Below are 25,829 nucleotides of genomic sequence, written 5' to 3'. Positions count from 1 at the left end.
CCACCGCATGAGCCTCGACCGACTCAACCCCGCCGACCTCTCCCCGCCCACCGGCTTCTCGCACGCCGTCGTCGCCACCGGCGGCCGCCTCGTCTTCCTCGCCGGGCAGACCGCGCTCGACACCGACGGCAAGCCCGCGGGCGGGAGCCTGCCGGAGCAGTTCGAGCGCGCCCTCGCCAACCTCCTGGCCGCCCTGCGCGCGGCCGGCGGCACCCCGGCCGACCTCGCCCGCGTCACGGTGTACGCCACCGACGTCGCCGACTACCGCGCCCACGCCCCCGAACTCGGCCGGATCTGGAAGAAGTTGGCGGGCCGCGACTACCCCGCGATGGCGGTGATCGGCGCGGTCCGGCTGTGGGACGAGGAGTGCCTGGTGGAGCTGGACGGGATCGCGGTGGTCGACTGATGCCGCGGGTCGAACTCGGCGTGGGCCCGATCGCGTACGAGGACAGCGGCGGGGACGGCGTGCCGGTCGTCCTGGTGCACGGGCCCGCCCAGGACGGCACGGTGTGGCGGCACGTCGTCGACCGGCTCGGCGCCGCCTTCCGCTGCCTGGTGCCGACGCTCCCGTACGGCAGCCATCGTCTGCCGCTGAAGCCGGGCGCCGCGCTCACGCCGCGCACGATGGCGCTGCTCGTCGGCGAGTTCGCCGACGCCCTCGCGCTCGGCGACGAGACGGTGTTCGTCGAGAACGACGGCGGCCGGCTCCAGCAACTGGTCACGGAGCGGCCCGAGCGCGTGGGCCGTCTGGTGATCGCGGGCTGCGAGGCCTTCGACAACTATCCGCCGGGCGCGGGCGGCAAGCTCCTTGACCTGGCGTCGAAGGTGCCCGGCGGCATCGCGCTGCTCGCGCACGGGCTCGCCGTCCGCCCGCTGCGGCGCCTGCCCGGCACCGGGTACGCGGTGATGGCCCACCGGCCCGTACCGCACGACCTGATCGACCACTGGATCGAACCGCTGCGCAAGGACCCCCGCGCGCGCCGCGTCCTCGTCGACTACCTGCGGTCCGTCCGCAAGACGGACATGATGGCGGCCGTCGACGGCCTGCGGGCTTACGACCGCCCCGCCCTGGTCGTCTGGGGCGAGCAGGACCGCATGATGCCTCCCGAGCACGGCCGCAGGCTGGCCACGCTGCTGCCCCAGGGGCACCTGGTGGAGCTGGACCGCTGCGGCACCCTGATCCCCCTCGACCGCCCGGACGGCTTGGCCGACGCGATCAGGGAGTTCGTGGACAAGGCCTGAGCTCGTCCTTCATGGGCAGCCGTCGGGGAACGGCCACCGCGACCGTTCCCCGAACGGGGACCGCTGCGGCTGATGTGGCTCAGGTGAAAGGAGTGGCTCCAGTACTCTGCCCGCGTGGACGGTACGGATGCGGTGAAGAGTCCTCCCGACTGGCGGGTGCTCGTCGTGGGGGGCGCGTCGGGGATGGGGAAGACCGGTGTCGGACGGGCATTGGCGCGACGGTACGACGTCCCCGTCGTGGAGGTCGACGACATCGTGGAGGCACTCCTCGCGGTGACGCTGCCCGAGCACCTGCCGGAGGTCCACTTCTGGCGCACTCACCCGGAGGCCGCCGACCAGACGCCCGAGTCGGTGGTCGAGCGGCAGATCGCGATCGCCAAGGCGCTGGAGCCGGCGATCGAGGCGGTGGTGGCCAACCATGTGGGCACCGACACCCCGGTGATCCTGGAAGGGGACTACGTCCTGCCCGGACCGGCGACGCCCCATGGCCCGGTCCGTGCCGTCTTTCTCCACGAGGACGACGAGGGACAGGTGACGGCCAACTACCTGCGCCGGGAGCCGGCGGCCGGACCCCAGCGCCATCGCGCACGCGTCAGCGTGCTGTACGGCCGGTGGCTCGCCGCGCAGGCGCGGGCCGCCGGCGTGCCGGTCGTCGGTCCGCGTCCGTGGGAGGACCTGGCCGACCGTGTCGCCGAGACGGTGGGGGACGCCTCCACCGGCACCGCGGCGCCTGCCTGAACCGCTGCTCCCCGGAGCCTTCCGAGGAGGAGCCCGGCGGCTCGGGAGCAGCCCCGCCGCGCCCACCCGCCTCACCCCCGCCGCGCGAACCTCCGCGAGGAGAACGCCGCGTCGTCCTTCGCGCCCACGCCGTCCGTGATCCACCAGTGCGTCGGCTCCGAGCCGTTGACGGCGGTGAGCCTCGTCGAGGTCCAGGAGAGGACCACCTCGTCCTTGCCGTCGCCGTCGAAGTCGGCGGCGGTGTGCACCTGGTGCGTGCCGCTGCCGACGGGGATGCGGGTGCCGTCGACGCGGGCGGGCGGCCTGCGGACGAGTCGGCCGACGCGGCGGTCGCCGTCGATGAGGACCGGGTTGCGGGGAGTGCCGCGCAGGAGCGCGTCGCGGCCGTCGCCGTCGGGGTCGACGGCCGTGTAGGAGCCCTGGCGGGCGCCCTCGGGCGGCAGGTGGGTGCGCACGGCTCCGTCGCCGCCCGGGTAGACGGCGTAACTGCCGTGGACGTCGGCGTCCTCCTTCGAGGCGCCCGGCTCGTTGTTGCGTCCGCCGTCGTCGCCGACCGCGAGGTCACGGGTGCCGTCCCCGTCGAAGTCGCCGAAGGCGTGGCCGTTCCCCTTGCGCACCGAGCGAGCGGTGGCGGCGAGGCCGCCGCCGGGGCGGGCGGCGAAGTAGGCGCCCGCGGACTGCTCGCCGTCGTTGCCGTAGTGCACGAACAGGCCGGTGGTGCGGGGCTTGCCGGTGGCGGGCAGCTCGTCCGCGTGGAGCCTGCCGTAGGACGCCGGGCCGTCCTCGGACAGGGGGCGCCGCTCCGTGCGCGCCGCCGCTCCCGCGCGCGTGAACGGGCCGAACAACAGCACCACGGCCGTGCCGTCCTGCCGCAGCCCCGCCAGGTCGTGGCGCCCGTCGCCGTCGAAGTCGCCGCGCACGATCGCGCCGTAGCCCTCCGCCGCGTCCTGCGCGGGCAGTCGCAGACGGGTCGCCGTCGCGGTGGGCCGGGGCCCGTCCGGGCCGCCCCACGTCACGTACTCGATCCGGCGGTGGGAGGAGCCGGTGGGGCCGCGCTCCGCCTCGGGGATCTCCTCGCCGCCGCGGCTGAGGAAGTCGGGGAAGCCGTCGTCGTCCAGGTCGGCGGTGGTCTCCGGGAGCACGACCCCGGTCCCCGGGGCCTGCACGGCGGGCAGCCCGAGCCGGCGCGACGAGAACACGCTGCGGACCGTCGGGTCGAGGCCGCGCCCGGTGCCGAAGACCACGGCGATGTGGGACGCTCCGCCGCCGCGGCTCCGGGGGTCGGGCCCCGAAACCTTCATGAGCAGGTCGCGGTGGCCGTCGCCGTTGATGTCGTCCGGGTCGCCGGAGCCGCGCCCGGGCACGGGCGGCCGGCTCTCGGTCGGCACGACGTCCGGGGCCCGCGAAGCGGACGCGTCCCGGCCGGACTCGCCGGACCCGTCACTATCTGAGCCGCCGGAGCCGCACCCCGCGAGCAGGGCGAGCGCGGCGCAGACGGCGAACAGGCGGGTCACGGTGCGAGGTGGCATGGGGCACACCTTCACACCGGGACCCGCCCGGACTCCAACGAGGGCGGGTAACGACCGCCCCGGACGCCTCAGATGTCCCGGAACGTCTCGATCTGCGCGCCGACCGAGTTCAGCCGCTCCGCCAGGTCCTCGTAGCCGCGGTTGATCACGTACACGTTGCGCAGCACCGACGTGCCCTCGGCCGCCATCATCGCGAGCAGCACCACCACGGCGGGCCGCAGCGCGGGCGGGCACATCATCTCGGCGGCGCGCCAGCGCGTCGGGCCCTCGACCAGGACGCGGTGCGGGTCCAGGAGCTGGAGGCGGCCGCCCAGGCGGTTGAGGTCCGTCAGGTAGATCGCGCGGTTGTCGTAGACCCAGTCGTGGATGAGGGTCTGGCCCTGGGCCGCCGCCGCGATGGCCGCGAAGAAGGGGACGTTGTCGATGTTGAGGCCGGGGAACGGCATCGGGTGGATCTTGTCGATGGGCGCCTCCAGCTTGGAGGGGCGCACCGTGAGGTCGATGAGGCGGGTGCGGCCGTTGTCCGCCGCGTACTCCGGCGACCGGTCGTGGTCGAGGCCCATCTCCTCGAGAACCGCGAGCTCGATCTCCAGGAACTCGATCGGCACCCGCTTGACGGTCAGCTCGGACTCGGTCACGACGGCGGCGGCCAGCAGGCTCATCGCCTCGACCGGGTCCTCGGACGGGCAGTAGTCCACGTCGACGTCGATGGTGGGGACGCCGTGCACGGTCAGCGTCGTGGTGCCGATGCCCTCGACCTTGACGCCGAGCGCCTCCAGGAAGAAGCACAGGTCCTGGACCATGTAGTTGGAGGAGGCGTTGCGGATGACCGTGGTGCCGGCGCTGCGGGCGGCGGCGAGGAGCGCGTTCTCCGTCACCGTGTCGCCGCGCTCGGTCAGGACGATCGGGCGGTCGGGCGTGACGTCGCGGGCGACCTCCGCGTGGTAGAGCCCCTCGGTCGCGGCGATGTCCAGGCCGAAGCGGCGCAGCGCGATCATGTGTGGCTCGATCGTGCGGGTGCCCAGGTCGCAGCCGCCCGCGTAGGGCAGCTTGAAGTGGTCCATGCGGTGCAGGAGCGGGCCCAGGAACATGATGATCGAGCGGGTGCGGCGGGCGGCCTCCGCGTCGATGGCGTCCATGTCGAGCTGCGCGGGCGGCACGATCTCCAGGTCGACGCCGTCGTTGATCCAACGCGTGCGCACGCCGATGGAGTTGAGGACTTCCAGGAGGCGGTAGACCTCCTCGATGCGGGCGACGCGGCGCAGCACCGTGCGGCCCTTGTTGAGCAGCGACGCGCACAGCAGAGCGACACAGGCGTTCTTGCTCGTCTTGACGTCGATGGAGCCGGAGAGGCGACGGCCGCCGACGACCCGCAGATGCATCGGACCGGCATAGCCGAGCGAGACGATCTCACTGTCGAGCGCCTCACCGATGCGGGCGATCATCTCAAGGCTGATGTTCTGGTTGCCGCGCTCGATGCGGTTGACAGCGCTCTGGCTGGTGTTGAGCGCCTCGGCCAACTGCGCCTGAGTCCAGCCACGGTGCTGCCGGGCGTCACGGATGAGCTTGCCGATGCGTACGAGGTAGTCGTCTGCCATAGGTGCAGGCTATCTCAGATATGAGATGGCGTACGCGCTGGGGTGGGCCATTGGTGGAGTGACCGGTTCCCAGCGGGGCGCGCGGCCGCGCTCGCGCCCTCGGGGGCCGCCCTGCGCCCGGGAGTTGAGCCGGGCCGCACCGGGCCCGGCTCGTCGCCCGCGCTCAGCCGCAGCCGCAGGTCACCCGGGGCCGGCCCGCCGCCCGCGTCACCCGGGCGGCGGCGGCGCGCCCCGACGGCGACTCGCCGTCGTGCACCACTGTGCCTCCGCCGAGCGTGAGGCGCACCTCGACGCCGCTGATCTCGGCCACCGGACACCGCGTCACATCGCGGTCGAGCAGCACCAGATCCGCCTGCTTGCCGCACTCGACGGTCCCGGTGAGGCGCTCCACGCGGAGCTGCCGCGCGCTGCCGAGGGTGTGCGTGAGCAGGGACGACGTACGGCTGATGCCCTCCTTCGCGCGGTACAGGTCGCCCTCGCCCTCGGCGTCCGTGCCGCGCCGGTCGACGGCGGTGCGGACCTGGTTCCACACCTGGAGCGGATCGACCGGCCAGTCGGAGCCACCCGACAACCGCGCGCCGTGCGCCTGCAGGCTGCGCGCCGGGTACAGCCAGCGGTGCCGGGGCGCGCCGAGGTAGGGGAGCAGCGAGTCCACCGTCCAGGCGTTCCGCGTCGCCCATTGCAGCTGCATACAAGCCACGACGCCGAGTTCGGCGAAGCGGGGCAGATCGGACGGGTCGACGAGCTGGAGGTGCGCGATGGTGTTGCGGACGTCACGGCGGCCGGTGCGGCGCAGGGCGTACGCGTACCCGTCGAGGGCGGTGCGCACGGCCCGGTCGCCGATGGCGTGCGCGTGCAGCTGCCAGCCCTCGGCGTTGAGGGCGGCGGCGAGCCGTCCGAGGTCGGCGGCCGACACATACAGGTCGCCGCGGTGATCGGTGGGCCTGCCGTCCTTGTCCAGATAGGGCTCGAGCAGCGCGGCGGTCTGCGCCGGATACTCGATGACGCCGTCGAGGAACACCTTGACGGTCCCGAACCGGAGCCCGCGCACTGCGTCGAAGCCGGCGCGCAGCTTCTTCACGTACGCAAGCGATGCGCGCGGGTCCTTGACCTGCTCGGAGGTGAGCCGGAGCGCGGGCACGACCCGCTGCGGCAGCTTGCCCGCGGCGGCGAGCGCCCGGTACAGGGCCAGCTCGTCCGCGCCCGTCACCGCCTCCATGAACGTGGTGATCCCCGATGCCGCCGCCTCGGCGAACACCTTCGCGGCCGCGGCGACGAGCGCGGCCTCGTCGGGCTCGGGGATGTGCCGGGACACCAGGGGCTGCGCGTCGTCCTTGAGCACGCCGGTCGGCTTGCCGTCGGGCCCCTTGACGATCTTGCCGCCGACGGGGTCCGGTGTCGTGGCGGTGATCTTCGCGATGTCCAGGGCGCGCTGGTTGACCCACATGTTGTGGCCGTCGGCGCCGCGCAGGGCGAGGGGGCGGCGGGTGGGCAGGGCGTCGAGCATCGAGTGGTGCGGGGCGGTGCCGCGCGGCAGCAGGCCCACCGGGTTCCAGTCCTCCACGACGAGCCAGCCGTCCGGCTCGTCGCCGGAGGTGTCCTTCAGGAACCCGGTGAGGGTCTTCCGCAGCTCCTCGACGGTCTGCTCGGCACCGTCGAGCGAGGGCCTCAGCGAGCGCGTGGCCGCGTCCGTCGGGTGGGCGTGCGCGTCGTGGATCCCGCTGAGCAGGCTGCCGCCGCGCCCGTTGACGACCTCAGTGTCCCGCCCCGCGAACCGCCGCACCTCGGCGTCCGACCCGACGGCGAGTATCCGCCCGTCCCGCCCGACGGCGACCGCCCGCGCGGGCCCGGAGCCGCGCACGCCGGTGAACACGCGGGCGTTGTGCACGACGAGGGCGGCACTGCGGCGGGGGCCGTGCCCGGCCGAGGCGGCGGCGGGCGTGCCGGTCGCGGCGACGAATCCGGCGGCGCCGACGGCACCGGCGGCGGCGAGCAGGCGGCGCCGGGCAAGATGCGAAGTCGATGCTTCCGGCACTTCCGGCACTTCCGGCACTTCCGGTGCTTCCGGCGCTCCCGGCCCCTCGGGCGCCTGCGGCGCGGGTGATGCGATCGGCTCGGCGGACTCAGCGGACTCGGCGGACTCAGCGGACTCAGCAGACATGGCCACTCCAAGGCGCATACGTCGACGGGGCAGTGACCGCACGCTCCGTGAGTAACCCGTTAACCAGAACCCACCCCGAACGACGGATTCCGCAGCCCCACGCGCACGTGGCCCGCACACCCTCTCGCCCCGCCCCCCGCCCTCCTGTCCCCGACCCCCTCCGTCCGTACGATGTCCGCGTGCCGGACAGCGGACCGACCCTCGCCGACGTCGCGCGCGCCGCCGAGGTGTCGACCGCGACCGTCTCGCACGCGCTCAACGGGACCGGGCGGCTGTCCGACGCGACCCGGCGGCGGGTCCGCGCGACCGCGACGGCGCTCGGCTACGGCGCCCCGCGCAGGGGCCCGCGCACCCGCACGCTCGGCATCGCCGTCACCACGTTCCCCGGCCCCTGGAACTACGCCGAGATCGCCTACTTCTCACGGGCCGTCACCGCGGCCACCGCCGCCGCGCACGCGCACGGCTACGCGCTCACGACGCTGCCCGCCGACCGGCTCGCCGACGCGGCCTGGCACACGCTCGCCGTCGACGGCATGCTCATCGCCGACAGCCCGCCGGGCGACCCGATGGCGCGGGCCCTGCGCGCCCGCGGCATCCCGGTCGTCTTCGACGGCGTCCCCGGCGACGTGCGCGAGGGCGACCACTGGATCGACAACGACCACACCGCCACCACCCGCGAGGTCCTCGACCACCTGACGGCGGCCGGCGCCCGGCGCGTGGCCCTGCAGGCGGGCAGCGGCGCCGAGACCTACGCGCGCGCGGTGACGCAGACGTACGAGCAGTGGTGCGCGGAGCGCGGTGTCGCCGCGCGCGCCGTGCGGTTCGACGCGGCCGACGCCGCGGGCCGGGCCTTCGACGGACTGCTCACCGGCGCCGACCGCGCCGACGCGGTGTACGCCGCCTACGACCCGGGCGGCCACCAACTCCTCGCGGCCGCGCGCCGCCACGGCCTGCGCGTCCCCGATGACCTGCTCCTGGTGTGCGCCAGCGAGGACCCGGGGTACGCGCGCACCGCGCCGCCCGTCAGCACGGTGAGCCTCAACCCGGAACTCATGGCCCGCGCTGCCGTGGACCGCCTGGTCGCCCTGGTCGAGGGCGCCCACCCGCCGGCACCCGGCCCGACGCTCGTACCGGCGGCGCTCCACGCACGGACCTCGTCCCGGGGCGGGCGGCGGCCGAGGATGCCGTGAGGTCGTCGACGTCTTCCGTGAGGGCGTCGACCGGGGCCGGGCGGACCGCCGCTGTGACAAGTGCAGCGGGGCGCGCCTCGTCGTCACGGCGGGTCATGTATTAGAGTTATCTCGACATCGAGATATCTGCCGAGGCGTGCCGCAGCCGCACGCGTCGCCGGTCTGAAGGTAAGGGTTACCTAACTTAGCCTTACCTTAGCGGATTGGCGAGAAGTCGTAGCGGCAGGATGCGGTGGACTGCGCACATATATGAAGGAGACTGTCGTGTCGGCGAACAGCTTCGACGCCCGCGCCACGCTGCGCGTGGGCGACGAGTCGTACGAGATCTTCAAGCTGGACAAGGTCGAGGGCTCCGCACGCCTTCCCTACAGCCTGAAGGTCCTCCTGGAGAACCTGCTCCGTACCGAGGACGGCGCGAACATCACCGCCGACCACATCCGCGCGCTCGGCTCCTGGGACTCCCAGGCGCAGCCGAGCCAGGAGATCCAGTTCACGCCGGCCCGCGTGATCATGCAGGACTTCACCGGCGTGCCGTGCGTCGTGGACCTCGCCACGATGCGTGAGGCCGTGAAGGAGCTGGGCGGCGACCCGGCCAAGATCAACCCGCTGGCCCCGGCCGAGCTGGTCATCGACCACTCCGTCATCGCGGACAAGTTCGGCACGAAGGACGCCTTCGGCCAGAACGTGGAGCTGGAGTACGGCCGCAACAAGGAGCGCTACCAGTTCCTGCGCTGGGGCCAGACCGCGTTCGACGAGTTCAAGGTCGTCCCGCCGGGCACCGGCATCGTGCACCAGGTGAACATCGAGCACCTGGCCAGGACCGTCATGGTCCGTAACGGCCAGGCGTACCCCGACACCCTCGTCGGCACCGACTCGCACACCACCATGGTCAACGGCCTCGGCGTCCTCGGCTGGGGCGTCGGCGGCATCGAGGCCGAGGCCGCGATGCTGGGCCAGCCGGTCTCGATGCTCATCCCGCGCGTCGTCGGCTTCAAGCTGACCGGCGAGCTGAAGCCGGGCACCACCGCCACGGACCTGGTGCTCACGATCACCGAGATGCTGCGCAAGCACGGCGTCGTCGGCAAGTTCGTCGAGTTCTACGGCGAGGGCGTCGCCGCCACGTCGCTCGCCAACCGCGCCACCATCGGCAACATGTCGCCGGAGTTCGGCTCCACCGCCGCGATCTTCCCGATCGACGGCGAGACCCTGAACTACCTGCGTCTGACCGGCCGCTCCGAGCAGCAGGTCGCGCTCGTCGAGGCGTACGCCAAGGAGCAGGGCCTCTGGCTGGACCCGGCCGCCGAGCCGGACTTCTCCGAGAAGCTGGAGCTGGACCTCTCCACGGTCGTCCCGTCGATCGCCGGTCCCAAGCGCCCGCAGGACCGCATCGTCCTCGCGAACGCCGCGCAGCAGTTCGCCCTCGACGTGCGCAACTACGTCGACACCGCCGACGAGGCGGGCAAGGAGTCCTTCCCGGCCTCCGACGCCCCGGCCACCACCAACGGCGTCCCGTCGAACCCGGTCACCGTGACCGCCCCCGACGGCTCGACGTACGAGATCGACCACGGCGCCGTCACGGTCGCCGCGATCACGTCCTGCACCAACACCTCGAACCCGTACGTGATGGTCGCCGCCGCGCTCGTCGCGAAGAAGGCCGTCGAGAAGGGCCTGACCCGCAAGCCGTGGGTCAAGACCACCCTCGCCCCGGGCTCGAAGGTCGTCACCGACTACTTCGACAAGGCGGGCCTCACCCCGTACCTGGACAAGGTCGGCTTCAACCTGGTCGGCTACGGCTGCACCACCTGCATCGGCAACTCGGGCCCGCTGCCCGAGGAGGTCTCGAAGGCCGTCAACGACCACGACCTGGCCGTGACGTCCGTCCTCTCCGGCAACCGGAACTTCGAGGGCCGCATCAACCCCGACGTCAAGATGAACTACCTGGCGTCGCCGCCGCTGGTCGTCGCGTACGCCATCGCGGGTTCGATGAAGGTGGACATCACCAAGGACGCGCTCGGCACGGACCAGGACGGCAAGCCCGTCTTCCTCGCCGACATCTGGCCGACCGAGGCCGAGGTCAACGACGTCGTCGCCAACTCCATCGGCGAGGACATGTTCAACAAGTCCTACTCCGACGTGTTCGCGGGCGACGCCCAGTGGCAGGCGCTCTCGATCCCGACCGGCAACACCTTCGAGTGGGACACCGAGTCCACCTACGTCCGCAAGCCCCCGTACTTCGAGGGCATGCAGATGGAGCCGGCCCCGGTCAAGGACATCACCGGCGCCCGCGTCCTCGCCAAGCTGGGCGACTCGGTCACCACCGACCACATCTCCCCGGCCGGCGCCATCAAGGCCGACACCCCGGCCGGCCAGTACCTCACGGAGCACGGCGTCGCCCGCCGCGACTTCAACAGCTACGGCTCGCGCCGCGGCAACCACGAGGTCATGATCCGCGGCACGTTCGCCAACATCCGCCTGCGCAACCAGCTCGCGCCGGGCACCGAGGGCGGCTTCACCCGCGACTTCACCAAGGAAGACGCGCCGGTCTCCTTCATCTACGACGCCTCGCGCAACTACATCGAGCAGGGCACCCCGCTGGTCATCCTGGGCGGCAAGGAGTACGGCTCCGGATCGTCCCGCGACTGGGCCGCCAAGGGCACCGCGCTCCTCGGCGTCAAGGCCGTCATCACCGAGTCGTACGAGCGCATCCACCGCTCGAACCTCATCGGCATGGGCGTCCTTCCGCTCCAGTTCCCCGAGGGTCAGTCCGCCGACTCGCTCGGTCTCACCGGCGAGGAGACCTTCTCCTTCACCGGCGTCGAGGAGCTGAACAACGGCACCACCCCGCGCACGGTCAAGGTCACCACCGACACCGGCGTGGAGTTCGACGCGGTCGTCCGCATCGACACCCCCGGCGAGGCGGACTACTACCGCAACGGCGGCATCATGCAGTACGTGCTGCGTTCGCTGATCCGCAAGTAAGCAGGCGTCAGCGCTCAGCGCTCAGCGGTTGAGGGCCGCACCCCCCGACGTCGGGGGGTGCGGCCCTCGTGTTGTCGCCGGGTCAGAACTCCAGGAGCGCCGTGAGATCGATCTCGACGGGGAAGGGGAGCTCGGTGCTCAGCTTGTCGTGGTGCACGGGGTGCATGGGGGCGGGGATGTACGTCCGGGTCTCGGCGTGCTGCCAGTACTCGTGCACCGCGAGGCGCTTGTCCCGGTCGAGTTCCACGCACCAGTAGCACGCGACTTTGGCCTCGGCAAGAGCGCGGGCTTACGGACGCGGTCGTCCTGGCAGGAGCCGGGGGAGACCACTTCGACGGCCAGGGAGACCTTGTCGACCGGTACGCACTCGGTCTCGAAGAAGTCGAGCCCGCTGGGGTCAAACACGATCACGTCGGGCTTTGCGACGTTCTGGGGCGTGACCATGACGCACTGTTCCAGGTATACGGAGTACGGCTCCGGGCGAGCCGCCTTCAGAGCGTCGGCGATGCCGTCCCGCACTCCGTTGCGCCATACCTTGGTCTGCCCACGAACCACGATCACTCCGTCCACGAGTTCCCAGTCGAAGGGCAGCTCCAGTGTTTGACCTGGTCGAAGGTCCAGCCGGCGGCAGGCGGGAACATCCAGGTCTCTTCGGTGGCCCGCTGCTGCCGCTGTGTGGTCATCACTGCTCCCATGGGTGCGAGTGCGGACGCGGGTACGCGCCGTGGTCTCATGTACGACGGTACCGTCACCCGAAGTGATGAGGGGCGGGCCGGAGTCGCGTCGCGGGCCCTGCCTCTCGTCCCCCCCTGTACCGGAAGCCTCAGCCGGGAACCGTTGCGGGCTCCCGATGGAGAGGTCCGTCGAGGGGAGGGCGGCCGGGAAACGGCCCGTCCAGCAAGGGTGTTGGCGGTGTTCCGGTGCCACGGTGTGGTCAGTCGTCGCGGCTCTCGCCGACGAGGGCGGCGAGGTACTCCCGGTCCTCGGGAACGCCGATGCGGACGTCCCGGAGCTCGTGCAGGGGCCACAGTGCCCGCCCGCCGATCCAGGGGACCACCGTGGGGCCCTCGTCCAGCCAGCCGCGCAGGTCCGCCTCGCCCACGGGTCCGGGCAGGCCTGCCCAGGGCCTGCCGGCCGGGCCGGGGTGGCACACCGCGAGCACCGCCTCGGGCGGGGAGTCGGGTTGCGCGTGGGCCGGGAAGAGGACCAGGACCGGCGTCGCGTCACCGGGCTCGGGGAGCAGGACGTACGGCGTGACCACCGGCAGCGGAGCGCGTGCGGCGCGGACGACCGCCCGTACGGCAGGAAGTCCCCGTACCACCGCCCGGTAGCCCGACACCGTCGCCTGTACTCCGCCGAAGAGCGCCAGCACGAGAAGGGCGGGCCACGGCCCCAGACCCAGCCACCCCAGGAGTATCGCCCCCACCAGGCAGGCCACGCCGGCGAGTACGCCGTCGAGCTGCGACGTCCGCAGCAGGGTCCGCACGCGCCACCACGGGCCGGTGCGCACGTCGGCCTCGTGCCGTGTGCCGTCGCTCGGCGCCGGGGACACCACCTTGCGGCGCGCCGCCGCACAGAACGCGGCGTACGACAGATCCGCTTCGGCCGGGGCGGTGCTGCCGCCTGCGGGGACTTGTCCGGCCGAGGGCCCGGGGGAGCGAGGCTCCGGCATCGGGCGGGCCTCCGACGGGCCCCATAGGGCCGGCCCCTGGGCGGCGCGCCGTTCGGCGACCCGGATGCCGACCCGGATCGCGCCCCCGACCGCCGAGCCCCCGAGGATGAGCAGGCCGCCAAGGCCGAACACCTGGTTGACGGTGTTCGCGGGGGTGCCCTGCCAGTCGGAGTTGTAGAGGTCGCCCTTCCACGGCCCGTACGACACGACCCAGCCGGTCTCCCAGTCGTGCAGCAGCGGGTCCCGGTCCGGATCGCACTGGTAGGGCCCTTCGCGGCGTTCACCGCTGTCCGGGTCGCGCCAGGTGACGGTGCAGTTGCCCTGCCGGTCCTCGCTGAGGACGGTCAGGTCGACCTGCGGGTCTCCCTCAGCCGCCTCGGCCCCGGCGATGCCGAGCCCGAGCAGGACGGCGCCGACCAGCGTGATCCACCGGAACACGGGCCGCCGGTAGGGCGGTTGGACACGGGCGGAGAGCGTCGGCGGGCCACCGTCCGGCGTGGGCTGGGGCTGCCGGGGTTCGAACTGCCCTGGCAGCCCTGCCTCCTCGGCCCTCCGCACGTCCTTGAGCCGCCTGCCGCGGGTCCGGGTCGGCCGTACCCACACCAGAGACTCACCGCCGGGCCGCGCCACCACCCCGCCCCGCCACGGATCACCACACCACCACAGCACACCGTCCGGCCCCGGAGCGGCCAGGCCATACCGCTGCCGCACCGCGGCCACCGTGAACGGCCACAGCACCCCGGACCACGGATCGCGCAGCACGACCCGCGGCGCTCCCAGCCCCGCCGGGACCCCCGTGGTGGCACAGGCCACCCACGGCCCCGCCGACAACACCACCCGCATCCGGCGCGCCTGCACCAGGCTCCCCGCGCCGACCACCAGCACGACCGTCCCGGCACCGGCACCCCACGCGGCCAACTTGCCACCCCAGCCGCCCCCGACAGCGACCACCCCGCCCACCAGCGCCCCGACCCCGAGCAAGAACCACGCCCACGCCCGGCGCCGGTACCGCCACAGGGCCTCCTCGGTCCCGCCGAACACGACAGCGGCCGACGCGACGCACGACGGCATCCTCACAGTTCCCCCTCTGTCCCTGTCGGTCCGATGAGCTCCACATCCAGTGGCTCCTTGCGGTTGCTGACAGTGGACCGGTGATCCCGAGCCGGCGGTCGAGCGGTGGTCCCCACGTCAAGCAGCCACTGCTCGGACGATCTCCGGCAGGAACAGCAAGATTCCAACGGCCATCCACCCGACACCGACTACCCTCATGGTTCGCGGAGTGGCCCGACCAGTGGGCACATGCCTGGTGACGAGGCGATGGAACCGCTCAGAGATCCTTCTCGCGTTGAACGCGAAGGCGGCACCTGCGAGGAAAATGAATACGGCCCCACAGTAGAGTATCCAGAATCCTTCGCCTGAATTTGCTGATTCGACCGCCTCGGTCACGTGATCTCCAGGAAATCGAGTGAGCGGCCTCTAAAAGACGCCGCTCTATGTCCGGTTGAACGAACTATGCAATTCCAAGTCGAGCCGCCACCTTGCCCCATACTCGATCGCGTTCGCCTGTCCCCCTTACTGACCTTCGTTCCTGCGGCCGCCTCATGGTGTCCATATGCTCAAGGTCCAAACTTGACAGGCCCACCCGCACTCATATCCAATGCGGGTGTGCTAGGGGTGGCGTGACATTCGCTGCAGCCATTGACCCCTATGTCGGAGCCGGCCCACCAGGCGGGCTAGCGAGCCGTGCTCCATTAACTCAAACGCCTCGTGCCGTACTGGGAAATGCGGCCTCGAACTCCACGACTCCTTCCTCATTGCGTCACCACTCTCCCTATCTCGCACCCCAGCCCCGCAGTTACAAGATTCCTATTGCCCAGGAGTCCACGTCCGGGCTCTGCTGGTAGAAGGAGTTCGGCTGAACTGGGTCGAACAAAGCAACCGAAATCTCGCCTGCTTTCAGATATGCGATCTGCTGAAACGACGTACTCCGCCCTGCCTTCATTCGTTTCACTTTGAAATGAAGTTCGTGAGAACCTGGAGAAAGGGCAATGAATTTGAGGTCTCCTTGCACCGCGGCTGCGAAAGCTGAGCTCCATGCCACCTTCCCAGACGGCCGCGACGCCTGCCCTGTACGTCAGGCTCCGAACTGGCTCCCGGATCTCGGCGTACAGCAGAACCTCTGTGTACGCTTCGCCAGCGTTGCCTTCGTAAGTGCCATCTGGCAAGCAAGGGCAGCCGCTTCGTTTCGTCAAGCGCCTCCACGGAGAGGTGCCGACCGACATCGGTCATGTGCTGAACATCCTCCCAACGGCGAGAGCCACTCATAGGCGCGATCCCGACGTGCGGTCGTGAAGGAATGAGCAAACCCGAGTGGCAGAATCTGTGGTCGGCTGCCCCTTGGCGGGGCCGGGATGTAAGGGGTTGATCCGCGACTGACTCGGCCAGTAAGTGAGAGCAGTGGAATGCTGGCAGCGCCACCGAGTTCCGAGCCGACTGCAGGGTCAGTCTGGGATTGACTGAGACCAGTATTTGCGAATCAGTGCCAGTTTTCCTTCGAATTCATTGTCATCCCTCTTGCTGGTGAAGGCGCCAGGGATGGTGAGTGGTCGACCTCGATCCCGAGTTACGCGCAAGTCCCACCATTCACCACTTCGCGTCTGGTGGCGCCGCTTCTCGATATGCGTAACCTCAGTCCATAGGATTTCCCTTCGGCGGGTGAGCGTATGGAAGACCATTCGATCCGATGTGAGAAGGGTGCGTCCGCACCCCCGGTTGATCATGTAGGAGAGCGAGATCAGCCAGCACCCGCAAACGAAGCCGACCCATCCCCAGGGGTGACCTGCAGACAGGGCCACAGCTGTCACCACGCCAGCAGTGACGAGTGTCAGGTAAATGGTCCACCACCAGTTCTTCCGGCGGGCCACACCATCGAGAGCTATCCATACAGGGCGCATGCCTGGATGCTACAGGTGCCAGATGGGAATTAGAATGGGAAGGGGGGCAGGGGTGGCAGGGGTGCGTAACATTCGCTGCAACTATCGATTACTGTGCCCGAGAGGGCCCGCCAGGCGGGCTGGCGGGCCGCCGTGAAATATAGGTCTAATAGTCCTCTCGGTGATTCGATGTGCCCAAATTTCCGCCGGTAGTCGTTCCGATCACTGTGAATCCCACAGAACTCACGTCAGCAACCCGGGCTACGCCCCGAGCCCCGCCCGCTACGGTGAAACGGAGCACCTGCTGACCGAATCCAGCCCTCGTAGTGCTACGTAGTAGCGAGGTCGATGTTCTTGTGAGAGCAACAGCCCCTCCAGCAAACCCCAGAATCGCAGCTCCTATTCCGCAGCTTCCCCATTGTTTGGAGGCGCACGCATCAGCTGTTGTGGCGGCGCCGAGTGCGATCCCACCAACCATAGCTCCAGTAGTAATCCACCCCATCGGTGTGAACATAGAAACCGCGCCTAGGCCGACGCCGACCCAGCCCAAGGTTTTGCTATTTTCTTGCATGAACCCGTGGGCCTTACTGACGACTTTGCCGCCAGTGTTGTCCCATGCTGCGCGGAGGTTGCCCTTCTTGATGTTGCCCCAGATGCCGTCCTTCTTGCGGCGTTGGGCTTCTTCGGCGCGCTTTTGTTCTGCGTCGGCTCGTGCTTGGGCTTGCCATTTGGCGCGGTTGATGGCGGATTGGCGGGCTCGGGCGCGGGCGTGGCTGTCGTCGATGAGGTAGTGGGAGGGGTTGGCGCGGTAGGCGTTGTAGCGTTTGCGGAAGACTTTGCCCTTTCTGGGGGTTTGTTTCCAGATCCAGCGGCCGTTGCCTTTGTACTTGTATCCGGCGTACATGCCGTGGTCGGCGGCCCACCAGGCGTCGCCGGCGGGGCCGTGGTCGGTGGGGCCGAGGGGGCGCAGGCCGTCGGGGTCGGATTTGGTGAGGGGGCTGTTGTGGGCGTAGGAGTAGGCGTTGAGCTGTGCGGGGTCGTCGTGGTCGTTGATGGGGTCGACGGAGAGGAAGCGGCCGAGTGTGGGGTCGTATTCGCGGGCGCCGAGGTGGATCAGGCCGGTGGGGTCGTTGGTGCCGCCGCCATCAGCCCTCACGGCATCACGCTTTCAAGCTCAGTAACGCAGTATCAGGGCCGCCAGCATGCAGCCACTGGCCGCTAGCGTCATGGAATCAGCGAGAGCGTCTGCTGCAACGCGACGCCGCACGGGATCGCCTGTTCCTGCCAGATGCTGCCCCCTTTTATGTGTATTCCTGACCTCCTGGAGCGCCCTTTCCGAAGTCTTAAATATGCGATCGAGTGGCGATCCTGCATATCCCACCACGAGATACTCTTCCCCCTCGATGCCCGCTGCATATTCTTTAGGGGCTATGATCAAGCTGCCGGATCGATTAGTCTCAATTCTGCGGATCGCGGAATAGGGAATTTCGTAACTGAAAACCGGATTCACGACCGTGAGTGAGGAGTCTGCAAGATGAATTCTGCAGCGCGTAGTGCGATATGCCATTGCCCCGACAGCAAGGCAGATCGCTGCCCCCACCATGGGTCCTGCCTCGCCGCTGGAGAGTGCGGCGGAAGCCGGTAATACGGCTCCCCCTCCGAATAGAAGCATGGACAACACGGCGAGCACCCTGAAAGATTGACGGCGAAGTACCCGCCCACCGGTAACCCGTCCGTATTCCATCAGGCTGACGCCCATACATTCGGTCTGAGCGGGTCCGTTGAGGGTGTGCCTCAACGGACCCGAGTTTCATCCGTACGTCAGCAGGAGCCAATGGCCTTTCCGGGGCTCAGGCTTCCAGCGCCACAGTAGCCGAGGGCGAAGTTACTGTTGGCGACCAAGTTCCCTCTGGTTGCACTCCAGTTCACAGGCCCTTCCCGCCAAATGACCCCGCTTGTTGTCGTGGCAGGGCGTATACGCACTGAGTTGCGGGCAAGCACGCCATCCCACATCGCCCGTCTTCTGCGGCAGGTTGCCCTCGCCGTAGATCGTCGTCTGGCGTTCGCTCGGCAGGTTCCCGACAGCCGGATTCATGATCCACTCCTGCTGGCCCGCATACCGGTTGTATCCGAACGTCCAGGTGTAGGTGCCCGCCAGGGCGCCCGCCTTGGCGGGGATGGTCACCGTGCTGGAGGTCGGCTCGTAGGCGTCGTTGTAGGCGGTGGTCTCGGACGTGTACTTCTCGCCGTCGAGGCGCCACATACAGCGTGACCTCGGGGCCTTCATCGACGGTCTGCGTGATCCGGCACGCCTCCGCCGAGGGGGCCACATCGTGCCCGTCGACCTGATTCGTGACACTCCCCTGGGTCTCTGCGTGCCCGCCAGAAGCGATGTGACGTGGTTATGGCGAGACGAACATGCTCACCGTCCCGAAGATCACGGCCAACGGAACGAGCGCGTCGGACCAGCAGCGGCGGAAGCGTCGCGTCACCTCTCCCTGCGCACCAGGGCGATGCCGCCGCCTATTCACCGTGTCCTGGACCTCGGCAGCCGCTCTGGTGGTGCTCCTGAAGTAGGCGTCGACCAGAGACCCCCCGAAACAAAACGGGTGGATGATTTCTCCTTGGGGTGCTTCGACCTCCAGTCCTCCGGCCGCAGCTGCTTCGACTGCGCGCACGGTCCCGTACGGGACCTCGTAGGTGACGAGGGGGTTCTCCACCGTGAGGGAGTCGCAGAGCAGGATGACCTTGCAGCTGCCGATCCTGCGCAGCACTGCGGTGACCGCACAGAACACGGCAGCGACGACCCAGATGTCCCGGTGGTTCTGATGCGTCAACGAGGACAGCACTCCCAGCGGAAAGATCGCCCAGATGATGGCAACGCTGCCCCAGGACAGGACCGGCCAAGACCTGCGGCGAAGCACACGCCGACCCTGCTCGTTCACGACAGCGTTGCCTGCCATGCTGTCAGCACCCTCTTCCTGCGGCCGCACTGGCCGCGCCGGCACCGCAGAAGCCCCAGGAGAGCTGCGAATTGACACCCATATTCAGGATCGTCCTGCTGCGGTCCACCACGCCTACTGGCTGTGTGGCCCAGCCTTTGCGGCCACCGCCTGGGCCTGTTCCGTACCCGAGTTTGGTGCGGTAAGCGGGAACCCTGACTGTCGCGCGCTCGACGGCGTTACCGGTGAATGCCTGCCGCCAACTGGATGCTCCCATGGCGCGTGCCGCGCCGCCTGCTACTGCCCCGCCGCCAACAGTCCAGGCGAGCGTTCTGGCATAGCCGCCTCCGTCGAACTTGCCCGTGATGGCCCAGTCACCCCCGTAGGTTATGGATGCACCGGCCAGGCCGACCAGAGTGCATGTTCCGGCCGATACCATAAGGCAGGTGGTGAAGTCGGCAGCGGGGAGTACTCGGTTCTTCCAGCCGTCCCAGGTGCCGAACGTGTCGTTGAGCCCGGACTTGGTCTGTTTCCAGGCCGTACCGAAGTTGCCCTCCTTTATGTTGCCGAGGATTCCGTCCTTCTTGCGGCGTTGGGCTTCGGCTCTCTTCCTCGCTGCTTCGGCGGCTCGTGCTTGGGCTTGCCATTTGGCGCGGTTGATGGCGGATTGGCGGGCGCGGGCGTGGCTGTCGTCGATGAGGTAGTGGGAGGGGTTGGCGCGGTAGGCCCGGTAGCGCTGGCGGAAGATCTTGCCTTTTCTCGGGGTCTGTTTCCAGACCCACTTGCCGTTGCCTTTGTACTTGTATCCGGCGTACATGCCGCGGTCGGCGGCCCACCAGGCGTCGCCGGCGGGGCCGTGGTCGGTGGGGCCGAGGGGGCGCAGGCCGTCGGGGTCGGATTTGGTGAGGGGGCTGTTGTGGGCGTAGGAGTAGGCGTTGAGCTGTGCGGGGTCGTCGTGGTCGATGACGGGGTCGACGGAGAGGAAGCGGCCCAGGGTCGGGTCGTATTCGCGGGCGCCGAGGTGGATGAGGCCGGTGGGGTCGTTGGTGCCGCCGACGAAGCCACGTGTGCCGGGCATCGTCTCGGACTGGTCGGATCGTAGTCCGCCGAAGGGGAGTTGCTTGCGGCGGGTGATCGCGAGGGTGCCCATCGCGATGGCTGCCATGGAGGTGCCCTGGTGGTCGGGCAGGAGGAAGGAGAGGCCGGTGCTGGTGCGGACGGCGACGGTCTGGCCTTCGTGGGTGTAGTAGCGGATGCTTTCTTTGGTGCCGTTCTTGGCGATCTTGAGTTCGTTGTTGCCGGGGAGGGTGAGGGTCTGGGTGCCGTCCGCGTCACGGGTGATCAGGCGGTTGCCGTCGGCGTCGTAGGCGTAGGCGGTCTTCTTGCCGTTCTCGGTGAGGGTGGCGAGGTGGCCTTTGTCGTCCCAGGTGAGGTTCTGGGTGCGGTCGCCGCTCAGGGTGCGTTGGGTGGTGTTGCCTGCCTTGTCGTAGGCGAAGGTGCGCTTGTGGCCGTCGTCGGTGCCGCCCTTGACCGTGGCTTCCTTCACCGCGTGCGGCAGGCCAGTGCCGGGCTTGGGCTGGGTGTAGGTGGTGGTGGCGCCGGAGGTGTGGTCGGTCTGCTCCGTGCGGTTGCCCATGACGTCGTAGGCGAAGGACTGCCAGTAGGCGTCGGGGCCGCCGACCGTGGCCGCGGTGGGCTTGGCCGCGCAGTCCTTCTTCGCCGTCCAGGCCTTGGTGAGCTGGCCCAAGGCGTCGTGGGTGAAGCACTGGGTGTCGGTGGACTTGGCTTCGTCCTGGCCGCTGGCGGTGGTGATGCCGGTGACGTTCCCGGCGGGGTCATAGGCGTACTTGGTGTCGTCGATGCGCTGCGGGGCTTTGTCGCGGTCGGTGGTCTGGCGGGTTATGCGGCCGGTGTGCTCGTCGTAGACCTGGGTCTTGTAGACCCGCTCGCCCAGGGCGCCGTAGTTGGTGCGTACCGGGCGGGAGAAGACGTCGTGGGCGGTGGAGTTGACCAGAGTGATGGACCCCGCCGTCGTCTTCTGCGGCAGATTTCCCTCGCCGTAGATCGTCGTCTGGCGCTCACTGCGGAGGTTTCCGACGGTGGGGTGTTTGATCCACTCCTGCTGTCCGGTGTACGGGTTGTAGCCGAAGGCCCAGGTGTATGTGCCCGCCAGGGCGCCCGCCTTGGCGGGGATGGTCACCGTGCTGGACGTCGGCTCGTAGGCGTCGTTGTAGCCGGTGGTCTCCGACGTGTACTTCTCGCCGTCGAGGTAGCGGATGCCGGCAGCCGGCTGCCCCTTGGCGACCGTGTCGTAGGTCCACTCGGCCAGCGGCGTGCCGCCCTTCCTCAGGTGCCGCTTGCGGCCCAGGGCGTCGTAGTCGGTGGTGAGAGTGACGCCGCGGGCGTCCGTGGTCGACGTGGCCTGCCCGAGCTTGTCGTACGTGGTGCGGGTGAGGCCCTTGTCGGGGTCGTCGGCCTTGGTCTGCTGGCCGCGCGCGTCGAAGGTGTACGTCCAGGTGTTGCCCGCCGGGTCGGTGACCTTCTCCGGCTCGTCGAACTTGCCGTAGGCGTAGCGGGTCTTCTGGGACTTGGTGCGGTCGGCGTTCGTGTACTGCAGGCGCTCGATCGTACGGCCACGGGCGTCGGTGACGACGGTCGTGGCGGTGCCGCCCTTGGGCGGGATCACGGTGGTGCGGTCGCCCCCGTACATCGTCTTCGTACGCCACTGTTCGTCGCCGTACTTGCGCGAGACGGCGTCGGTGACGCGGCCCAGGCCGTCGTAGAGGTTCTCCGTCATCGCGGGCACCTTGTTGTCCGCGCCCTGGACCAGGGTCTTGGACGGCGCGCCGTCGGCGTAGTAGGCGGCGTACGACTTGTGGGCGAAGCCGCGCGTGTCGTACCGGGTCTCCGTGACGACGCGGTCGCGGGTGCCGATGGCGGGGGCCTGGGTCTCGCGCTCTCGCAGCAGGCCGTCGTAGAGCTGATAGCTGGTGGCGTACGAGCCGTCGTGCTGGAGGGACTTGGTGGCTATCGCGTTCGCGGCGGTCCGGGAGATCGTGTACGCGTACGTGGCGGAGGGCTGGCCCGCGTGGTCGGCCTTGGGCCAGCCGGGGTTCCAGACCTTCAGCACCCGGCCCAGGCCGTCGTGGACGGCGTCGGTGCGCTTGCCGTTGGCGTCGACGGCGGCCGTGGCCACGCCGCGCGCCGCCTCGTACTCCGTCGTGCTCGTGTGGCCGAGAGCGTTGGTCTCGGTCTTGGACTTCGGTGCCTCGATGGCCTTCGGCGTGTACTCCGCGGTGGTCGTGTTGCCGTCCGCGTCCGTGTCGGTCAGCTCGCGGCCGTGCTGGTCGTAGGTGTGGGTGGCGGTGGTGAGGTATCCGGTGCCCTTGGCGTCCTGCTCGTCGAGCCTGGTGACGTCGCCCTTGGTGGGAGCGGCGTCCAGGCTGGTGGCACCGTCGTAGTAGTGGCGTTCGACGGATATCAGGTCGGCGGGCAGGGACGGGGTTCTGTCGCAGGCGACCGCGACCGTCCGGGCCTGTTTGACGAGGGTGAGGAGGTTCTTCTCGGTGTTGCGGGCGTAGCTGGTGGTGGTGCACTGTTCGTCGCCGGTCTTCGCCAGGTCACCGTGGTCGGACTCGGCTGTCGGCAGGCCGTAGGTGTCGAAGGTGCGCACGGTCCGGGTGGAGCGCCAGCCGTCCCCGACGGCGGTGCGGTACGTCTCGTTCTTGTTGCCGGTGGCGTACGCCTTCAGCGCCGACAGGCCGTTGACGTCGCGGCCGTAGTGGTTGGTCTCCTTGTTCCAGTAGTAGGCCATCGCGTCGCCGTGCGGGTCCACGACGTAGTCGAGGTTCCACCGCCAGGCCTGCCGACACCAGGAGTCCTTGTACGCGTCCGCGTGGCAGGGCTCGCCCTTGTGGTTGCCGAACACCGGCGTCGTTCAGGTGGAGTTGGTCTCTGCCTTGCCGTTGGCCCGGCCGGGAAGACGGTTGTAGCCGAAGTAGTAGCGGGTGCCGTCCGGAGTGGTGATGCGCCAGTACTCGCCGTTGTCGTCGCCGTTGCCGCGCTTGGAACTGGTGAGCTTGACGGCCTTGGTCCTGTCGTCGCTCTCCAGGTGCCACTCGCCGGAGGTGTCGTCCTTGACGAGGGCGTTGGTCCGTCCACCGGGTTCCACATGCCGGGGTGGCGACGGTGAGGAGGGAGGGGGCGAACGAGGGGGACTGGTGATGCCATCGACAGTGCCAGTCGCACGCTGTCCACAGGGTGATCATGGCAGAGGTAGCGCATGACCACGGAGCGGAGCGGCGGTGCCAGCCGCCGTGGTGTGCCGGCGGCGGGGTTGGTGATCGCGTCCGGAACGCCGTTGCTGAACGGCACGGACGATCCGGAGGGTTGCACCACTCCACTCGTGGGCGGTGCAACCCTCTCTCACGCTCTACTGCTGCGGACGGCCGCCGTACGGAACGGTGATCAGCTCCATGAAGTGGCCCGACGGGTCGGTGAAATAGACGCCTTTGCCGCCGTCGTTGCGGTTGATCTCGCCGGGGTGCGTCTGCTGCGGGTCGGCCCAGTGCGCCAGGCCGCGCGCCGTGATCTTCTCGTACGCCGCGTCGAACTCGGCCTCGGCGACGAGGAACGCGTAGTGCTGCGGCATGATCGTGTCCGCGGGGACGGTGGCGAAGTCGAGCGTGATGTCGTTGCTGAGGTCCACCGCGACGAACGGGCCCCATTCGGTGCCGATTTCGAGTCCCAGCAGCTCCGCGAAGAACTCGGCGGATTCCCGGTTGTCCCGGGCGTGGACGATCGTGTGATTGAGCTGAACTGCCAAGGAATGCCTCCGTGGGCATCTCCCGCACCTCCATGCCTCACCCAGGCGGTGACCGGCACGCGATGCTGCCGGGGATCTTAGGCAGGCTCGGCCCGCCCTGTCGAGAGAGTCCGGTCAGTCCCGTGCGGGTTCGGCGCCCACCAGGCCGAGCAGGCCGGGGAAGCGTTCGTCCAGCTCCTCGCGGCGCAGGACCGCCGTCCGGCTGTTGCCGTGGTCGACCATGCGGAGCAGGCCCGCCTCGCGCATCACCTTGAAGTGGTGCGACGTCGTGGACTTCGACACCGGCAACTGGAAGGACGCGCAGGTGCGTTCGGTGCCGTCGGGCTCGCGCAGGAACCCGGCGATCACGCCGAAGCGCAGCGGGTCGGCGAGGGCGTGCAGGACCGCGCGCAGGTCCATCTCGGCGGGCAGCGGGTGGCCTTCTTCGTCGGGCACGGCGGCACTCCTCCCAGAGGTTCGGCTTGCATCGTACCTCTGGTGCGTGTCAGGGTCAGGTTCGATTCAAATCGAACCTTTCTCGACTCTCCGGAGGCCTCCCGGTCATGCCCGAACCATCGACGCTGTCCGAGCCCGCATCGCAGTCCGCGCCCCCGGCGCGGGACACGGAGCCGTCGAAGCCGCCCCTGCTTCCGCTCGCCGCGATCCTCCTCGCCGTCTTCGTCGTCCCGATGTCCATCTCGGGGACGGCGGTCGCCCTGCCCGGCATCGGCGCCGACACGCACGCAGGAGCGGCCCCGCTCCAGTGGGTGGTGAACGCCTTCAACGTCGCCTTCGCCTGCTTCACCCTCGTCTGGGGCTCCGTCGCCGACGTCGTCGGCCGGGTCCGGGCCTTCGCCGCCGGCGCCGCCGTCTACGCCGTCGCCTCGCTGGCCAGCGCGCTCGCCTCCGGCGTACTCCTGCTCGACGCGGCCCGCGCCCTCGCGGGCGTCGGCGGCGCGGCGATCTTCTCGTGCGGGGCCGCGATCCTGTCGACGGTGTACGAGGGTCCGGCGCGGGCCAAGGCCTTCGCGCTGTTCGGCACCGTGGCGGGCGTGGGCATCGCGGTCGGGCCCTCGCTCTCCGGGGTGCTGCTCCAGACCTTCAGCTGGCGCTGGGTGTTCGCGCTGCACGCGGTGGCGCTCGTCGTCGTCCTGCTGGCCGTCCCGGTGATCGCGCGTGCGGTGCCGCCGACGCCCCGCACCGGTGCGAAGATCGACGTGCCCGGCAGCGTGGTCTTCGTCGTCGCCATGGTGCTGCTCACCACCGCCATCGTGCAGGGTTCCCAGTGGGGCTGGGGGAGCGCGGGCGTGCTCGGGCTCTTCGCCGGGGCGGTCGTGGCCCTCGCGGTGTTCGGCTCCGTCGAGAAGCGGCGCGCGCACCCGCTGCTCGACCTGGGCCTGCTGCGCGACCGGCGCTTCATGGCGCTGTGCCTGGTCCCGGTCGCCGGTTCGTTCGGCTTCGTCACGATGCTCACGTACCTGCCGACCTATCTGACGGAGGTGACCGGGCGCGGTACCGGCGCGGCGGGCCTCATCATGGTCCTGCTCACCGCGCCGATGCTCGTCTTCCCGCTGCTCGCCGCCAAGTTGGTGGCCCGCGGCGTCTCCGCGCTCACCGTCATCCACGCCAGCATCGCCGCCCTCGTCGTCGGCGACGCCGCCCTGACTCTCTTCGGCCCCGATGTGTCCGTCGCCGTCGTCGCCCTGCCGATGATCGTCACCGGCGCGGGCATGGCGCTCGCCGCCGGCCTCGTCGACGGCCAGGCGCTGGCCCTGGTCGACCCCGCGAAGGCGGGCATGGCCGCGGGCTTCCTCAATACGCTGCGGCTGGGCAGTGAGGCGGTGGCGGTGGCCTTGTACGGCTCGGTGGTCGCGACGCTCACCGCGTCCCGGTCCTACGACGCGGCGTTCCACCTGGTGCTGTGGGGTCTTGCGGCGGTGTGCCTGGCTCTGGGGGTGCTGATCTTCGCGCTGCTGGGCGGGCGCCCTGTCAAGTCGCCCGGCCGCTGAGGCGGAACAAGGTCCGCACCCGCCACCACGCA

Annotated in this window: 16 protein-coding genes and 1 pseudogene; 6 read left to right on the top strand and 11 right to left on the bottom strand. The window is 69.7% G+C overall.

Features of this window, described 5'->3' with window-relative positions:
• Positions 1-7: 7 nt before the first annotated feature.
• The 3 genes from QUY26_RS08645 (at position 8) to QUY26_RS08635 (ending at position 1,980) form a co-directional block, all read left to right on the top strand.
• Positions 8-406, top strand: a complete 399-nt coding sequence (locus QUY26_RS08645; protein ID WP_289944734.1) for a RidA family protein — start codon at positions 8-10, stop codon at positions 404-406.
• The gene (locus tag QUY26_RS08640) at positions 406-1,242 is read left to right on the top strand and encodes an alpha/beta fold hydrolase (RefSeq protein ID WP_289944733.1); all 837 of its coding nucleotides are present in this window, start codon (positions 406-408) and stop codon (positions 1,240-1,242) included. Before QUY26_RS08645 ends, QUY26_RS08640 begins: the two co-directional genes overlap by 1 nt.
• Positions 1,243-1,356: 114 nt before the next feature.
• Positions 1,357-1,980: a hypothetical protein gene (locus QUY26_RS08635; RefSeq protein WP_289944731.1), complete on the top strand. Its 624-nt coding sequence runs from the start codon at positions 1,357-1,359 to the stop codon at positions 1,978-1,980.
• 71 nt (positions 1,981-2,051) lie between these two features.
• Here the strand turns inward: QUY26_RS08635 and QUY26_RS08630 are convergent, their stop codons facing one another.
• The 3 genes from QUY26_RS08630 to QUY26_RS08620 all read right to left on the bottom strand — a co-directional run bounded on the left by QUY26_RS08630 (position 2,052) and on the right by QUY26_RS08620 (position 7,268).
• A complete protein-coding gene (locus QUY26_RS08630) occupies positions 2,052-3,509 on the bottom strand; it encodes a hypothetical protein (protein ID WP_289944729.1) in 1,458 nt (485 codons plus the stop codon).
• A 68-nt stretch (positions 3,510-3,577) separates the two neighbouring features.
• Positions 3,578-5,107: a UDP-N-acetylglucosamine 1-carboxyvinyltransferase gene (locus QUY26_RS08625; RefSeq protein ID WP_289944726.1), complete on the bottom strand. Its 1,530-nt coding sequence runs from the start codon at positions 5,105-5,107 to the stop codon at positions 3,578-3,580.
• 163 nt (positions 5,108-5,270) lie between these two features.
• Positions 5,271-7,268 carry an amidohydrolase gene (locus QUY26_RS08620; RefSeq protein WP_289944724.1) on the bottom strand — a complete coding sequence of 666 codons (1,998 nt, stop codon included), beginning with the start codon at positions 7,266-7,268 and terminating at the stop codon, positions 5,271-5,273.
• Positions 7,269-7,447: 179 nt separating this feature from the next.
• Between QUY26_RS08620 and QUY26_RS08615 the strand changes: the two genes are divergently transcribed.
• Entirely contained in the window at positions 7,448-8,458 is a 1,011-nt protein-coding gene (locus QUY26_RS08615) for a LacI family DNA-binding transcriptional regulator (RefSeq protein ID WP_289944723.1), read from the top strand.
• A 264-nt stretch (positions 8,459-8,722) separates the two neighbouring features.
• Entirely contained in the window at positions 8,723-11,437 is a 2,715-nt protein-coding gene (acnA, locus tag QUY26_RS08610; RefSeq protein WP_289944721.1) for an aconitate hydratase AcnA, read from the top strand.
• A gap of 82 nt (positions 11,438-11,519) precedes the next feature.
• Here acnA and QUY26_RS08605 read toward each other — a convergent pair whose 3' ends face one another.
• The 8 genes and pseudogenes from QUY26_RS08605 to QUY26_RS08560 form a co-directional block, all read right to left on the bottom strand.
• A complete protein-coding gene (locus QUY26_RS08605; RefSeq protein WP_289956405.1) occupies positions 11,520-11,684 on the bottom strand; it encodes a hypothetical protein in 165 nt (54 codons plus the stop codon).
• 687 nt (positions 11,685-12,371) lie between these two features.
• The gene (locus QUY26_RS08595; RefSeq protein ID WP_289944719.1) at positions 12,372-14,180 is read right to left on the bottom strand and encodes a hypothetical protein; all 1,809 of its coding nucleotides are present in this window, start codon (positions 14,178-14,180) and stop codon (positions 12,372-12,374) included.
• Positions 14,181-16,208: 2,028 nt separating this feature from the next.
• Positions 16,209-17,198, bottom strand: a complete 990-nt coding sequence (locus QUY26_RS08590; protein ID WP_289944718.1) for an RHS repeat-associated core domain-containing protein — start codon at positions 17,196-17,198, stop codon at positions 16,209-16,211.
• Between the two features lie 729 nt (positions 17,199-17,927).
• Positions 17,928-18,305: a hypothetical protein gene (locus QUY26_RS08585; protein ID WP_289944717.1), complete on the bottom strand. Its 378-nt coding sequence runs from the start codon at positions 18,303-18,305 to the stop codon at positions 17,928-17,930.
• A 139-nt stretch (positions 18,306-18,444) separates the two neighbouring features.
• Positions 18,445-19,005, bottom strand: coding sequence for a hypothetical protein (locus QUY26_RS08580; RefSeq protein ID WP_289944716.1), 561 nt, complete (start codon positions 19,003-19,005; stop codon positions 18,445-18,447).
• Positions 19,006-19,009: 4 nt separating this feature from the next.
• A pseudogene (locus QUY26_RS08575) lies at positions 19,010-23,146 on the bottom strand (RHS repeat domain-containing protein); the annotation flags it as partial.
• Positions 23,147-23,416: 270 nt separating this feature from the next.
• Entirely contained in the window at positions 23,417-23,809 is a 393-nt protein-coding gene (locus QUY26_RS08565; protein WP_289944711.1) for a VOC family protein, read from the bottom strand.
• A gap of 114 nt (positions 23,810-23,923) precedes the next feature.
• Complete coding sequence (locus tag QUY26_RS08560) at positions 23,924-24,244, bottom strand: ArsR/SmtB family transcription factor (RefSeq protein WP_289944709.1); 321 nt, start codon at positions 24,242-24,244, stop codon at positions 23,924-23,926.
• 107 nt (positions 24,245-24,351) lie between these two features.
• Here QUY26_RS08560 and QUY26_RS08555 point away from each other — a divergent pair, with 107 nt between their 5' ends.
• Positions 24,352-25,797: an MFS transporter gene (locus QUY26_RS08555; RefSeq protein WP_289944708.1), complete on the top strand. Its 1,446-nt coding sequence runs from the start codon at positions 24,352-24,354 to the stop codon at positions 25,795-25,797.
• Positions 25,798-25,829: the final 32 nt, after the last annotated feature.

This window comes from Streptomyces flavofungini (assembly GCF_030388665.1).
In the GTDB taxonomy this organism is placed as follows: domain Bacteria; phylum Actinomycetota; class Actinomycetes; order Streptomycetales; family Streptomycetaceae; genus Streptomyces; species Streptomyces flavofungini_A.
This window is presented reverse-complemented; position numbering and strand designations above follow the sequence as displayed.

Coding starts and splice junctions, on each gene's coding strand:
- QUY26_RS08630 (WP_289944729.1), bottom strand. CDS start 3,509: ATGCCACCTCGCACCGTGACCCGCCTGTTCGCCGTCTGCGCCGCGCTC.
- QUY26_RS08640 (WP_289944733.1), top strand. CDS start 406: ATGCCGCGGGTCGAACTCGGCGTGGGCCCGATCGCGTACGAGGACAGC.
- QUY26_RS08595 (WP_289944719.1), bottom strand. CDS start 14,180: ATGCCGTCGTGCGTCGCGTCGGCCGCTGTCGTGTTCGGCGGGACCGAG.
- QUY26_RS08585 (WP_289944717.1), bottom strand. CDS start 18,305: ATGTGGCGCCTCGACGGCGAGAAGTACACGTCCGAGACCACCGCCTAC.
- QUY26_RS08620 (WP_289944724.1), bottom strand. CDS start 7,268: ATGTCTGCTGAGTCCGCTGAGTCCGCCGAGTCCGCTGAGTCCGCCGAG.
- QUY26_RS08625 (WP_289944726.1), bottom strand. CDS start 5,107: ATGGCAGACGACTACCTCGTACGCATCGGCAAGCTCATCCGTGACGCC.
- QUY26_RS08555 (WP_289944708.1), top strand. CDS start 24,352: ATGCCCGAACCATCGACGCTGTCCGAGCCCGCATCGCAGTCCGCGCCC.
- QUY26_RS08645 (WP_289944734.1), top strand. CDS start 8: ATGAGCCTCGACCGACTCAACCCCGCCGACCTCTCCCCGCCCACCGGC.
- QUY26_RS08580 (WP_289944716.1), bottom strand. CDS start 19,005: ATGGCAGGCAACGCTGTCGTGAACGAGCAGGGTCGGCGTGTGCTTCGC.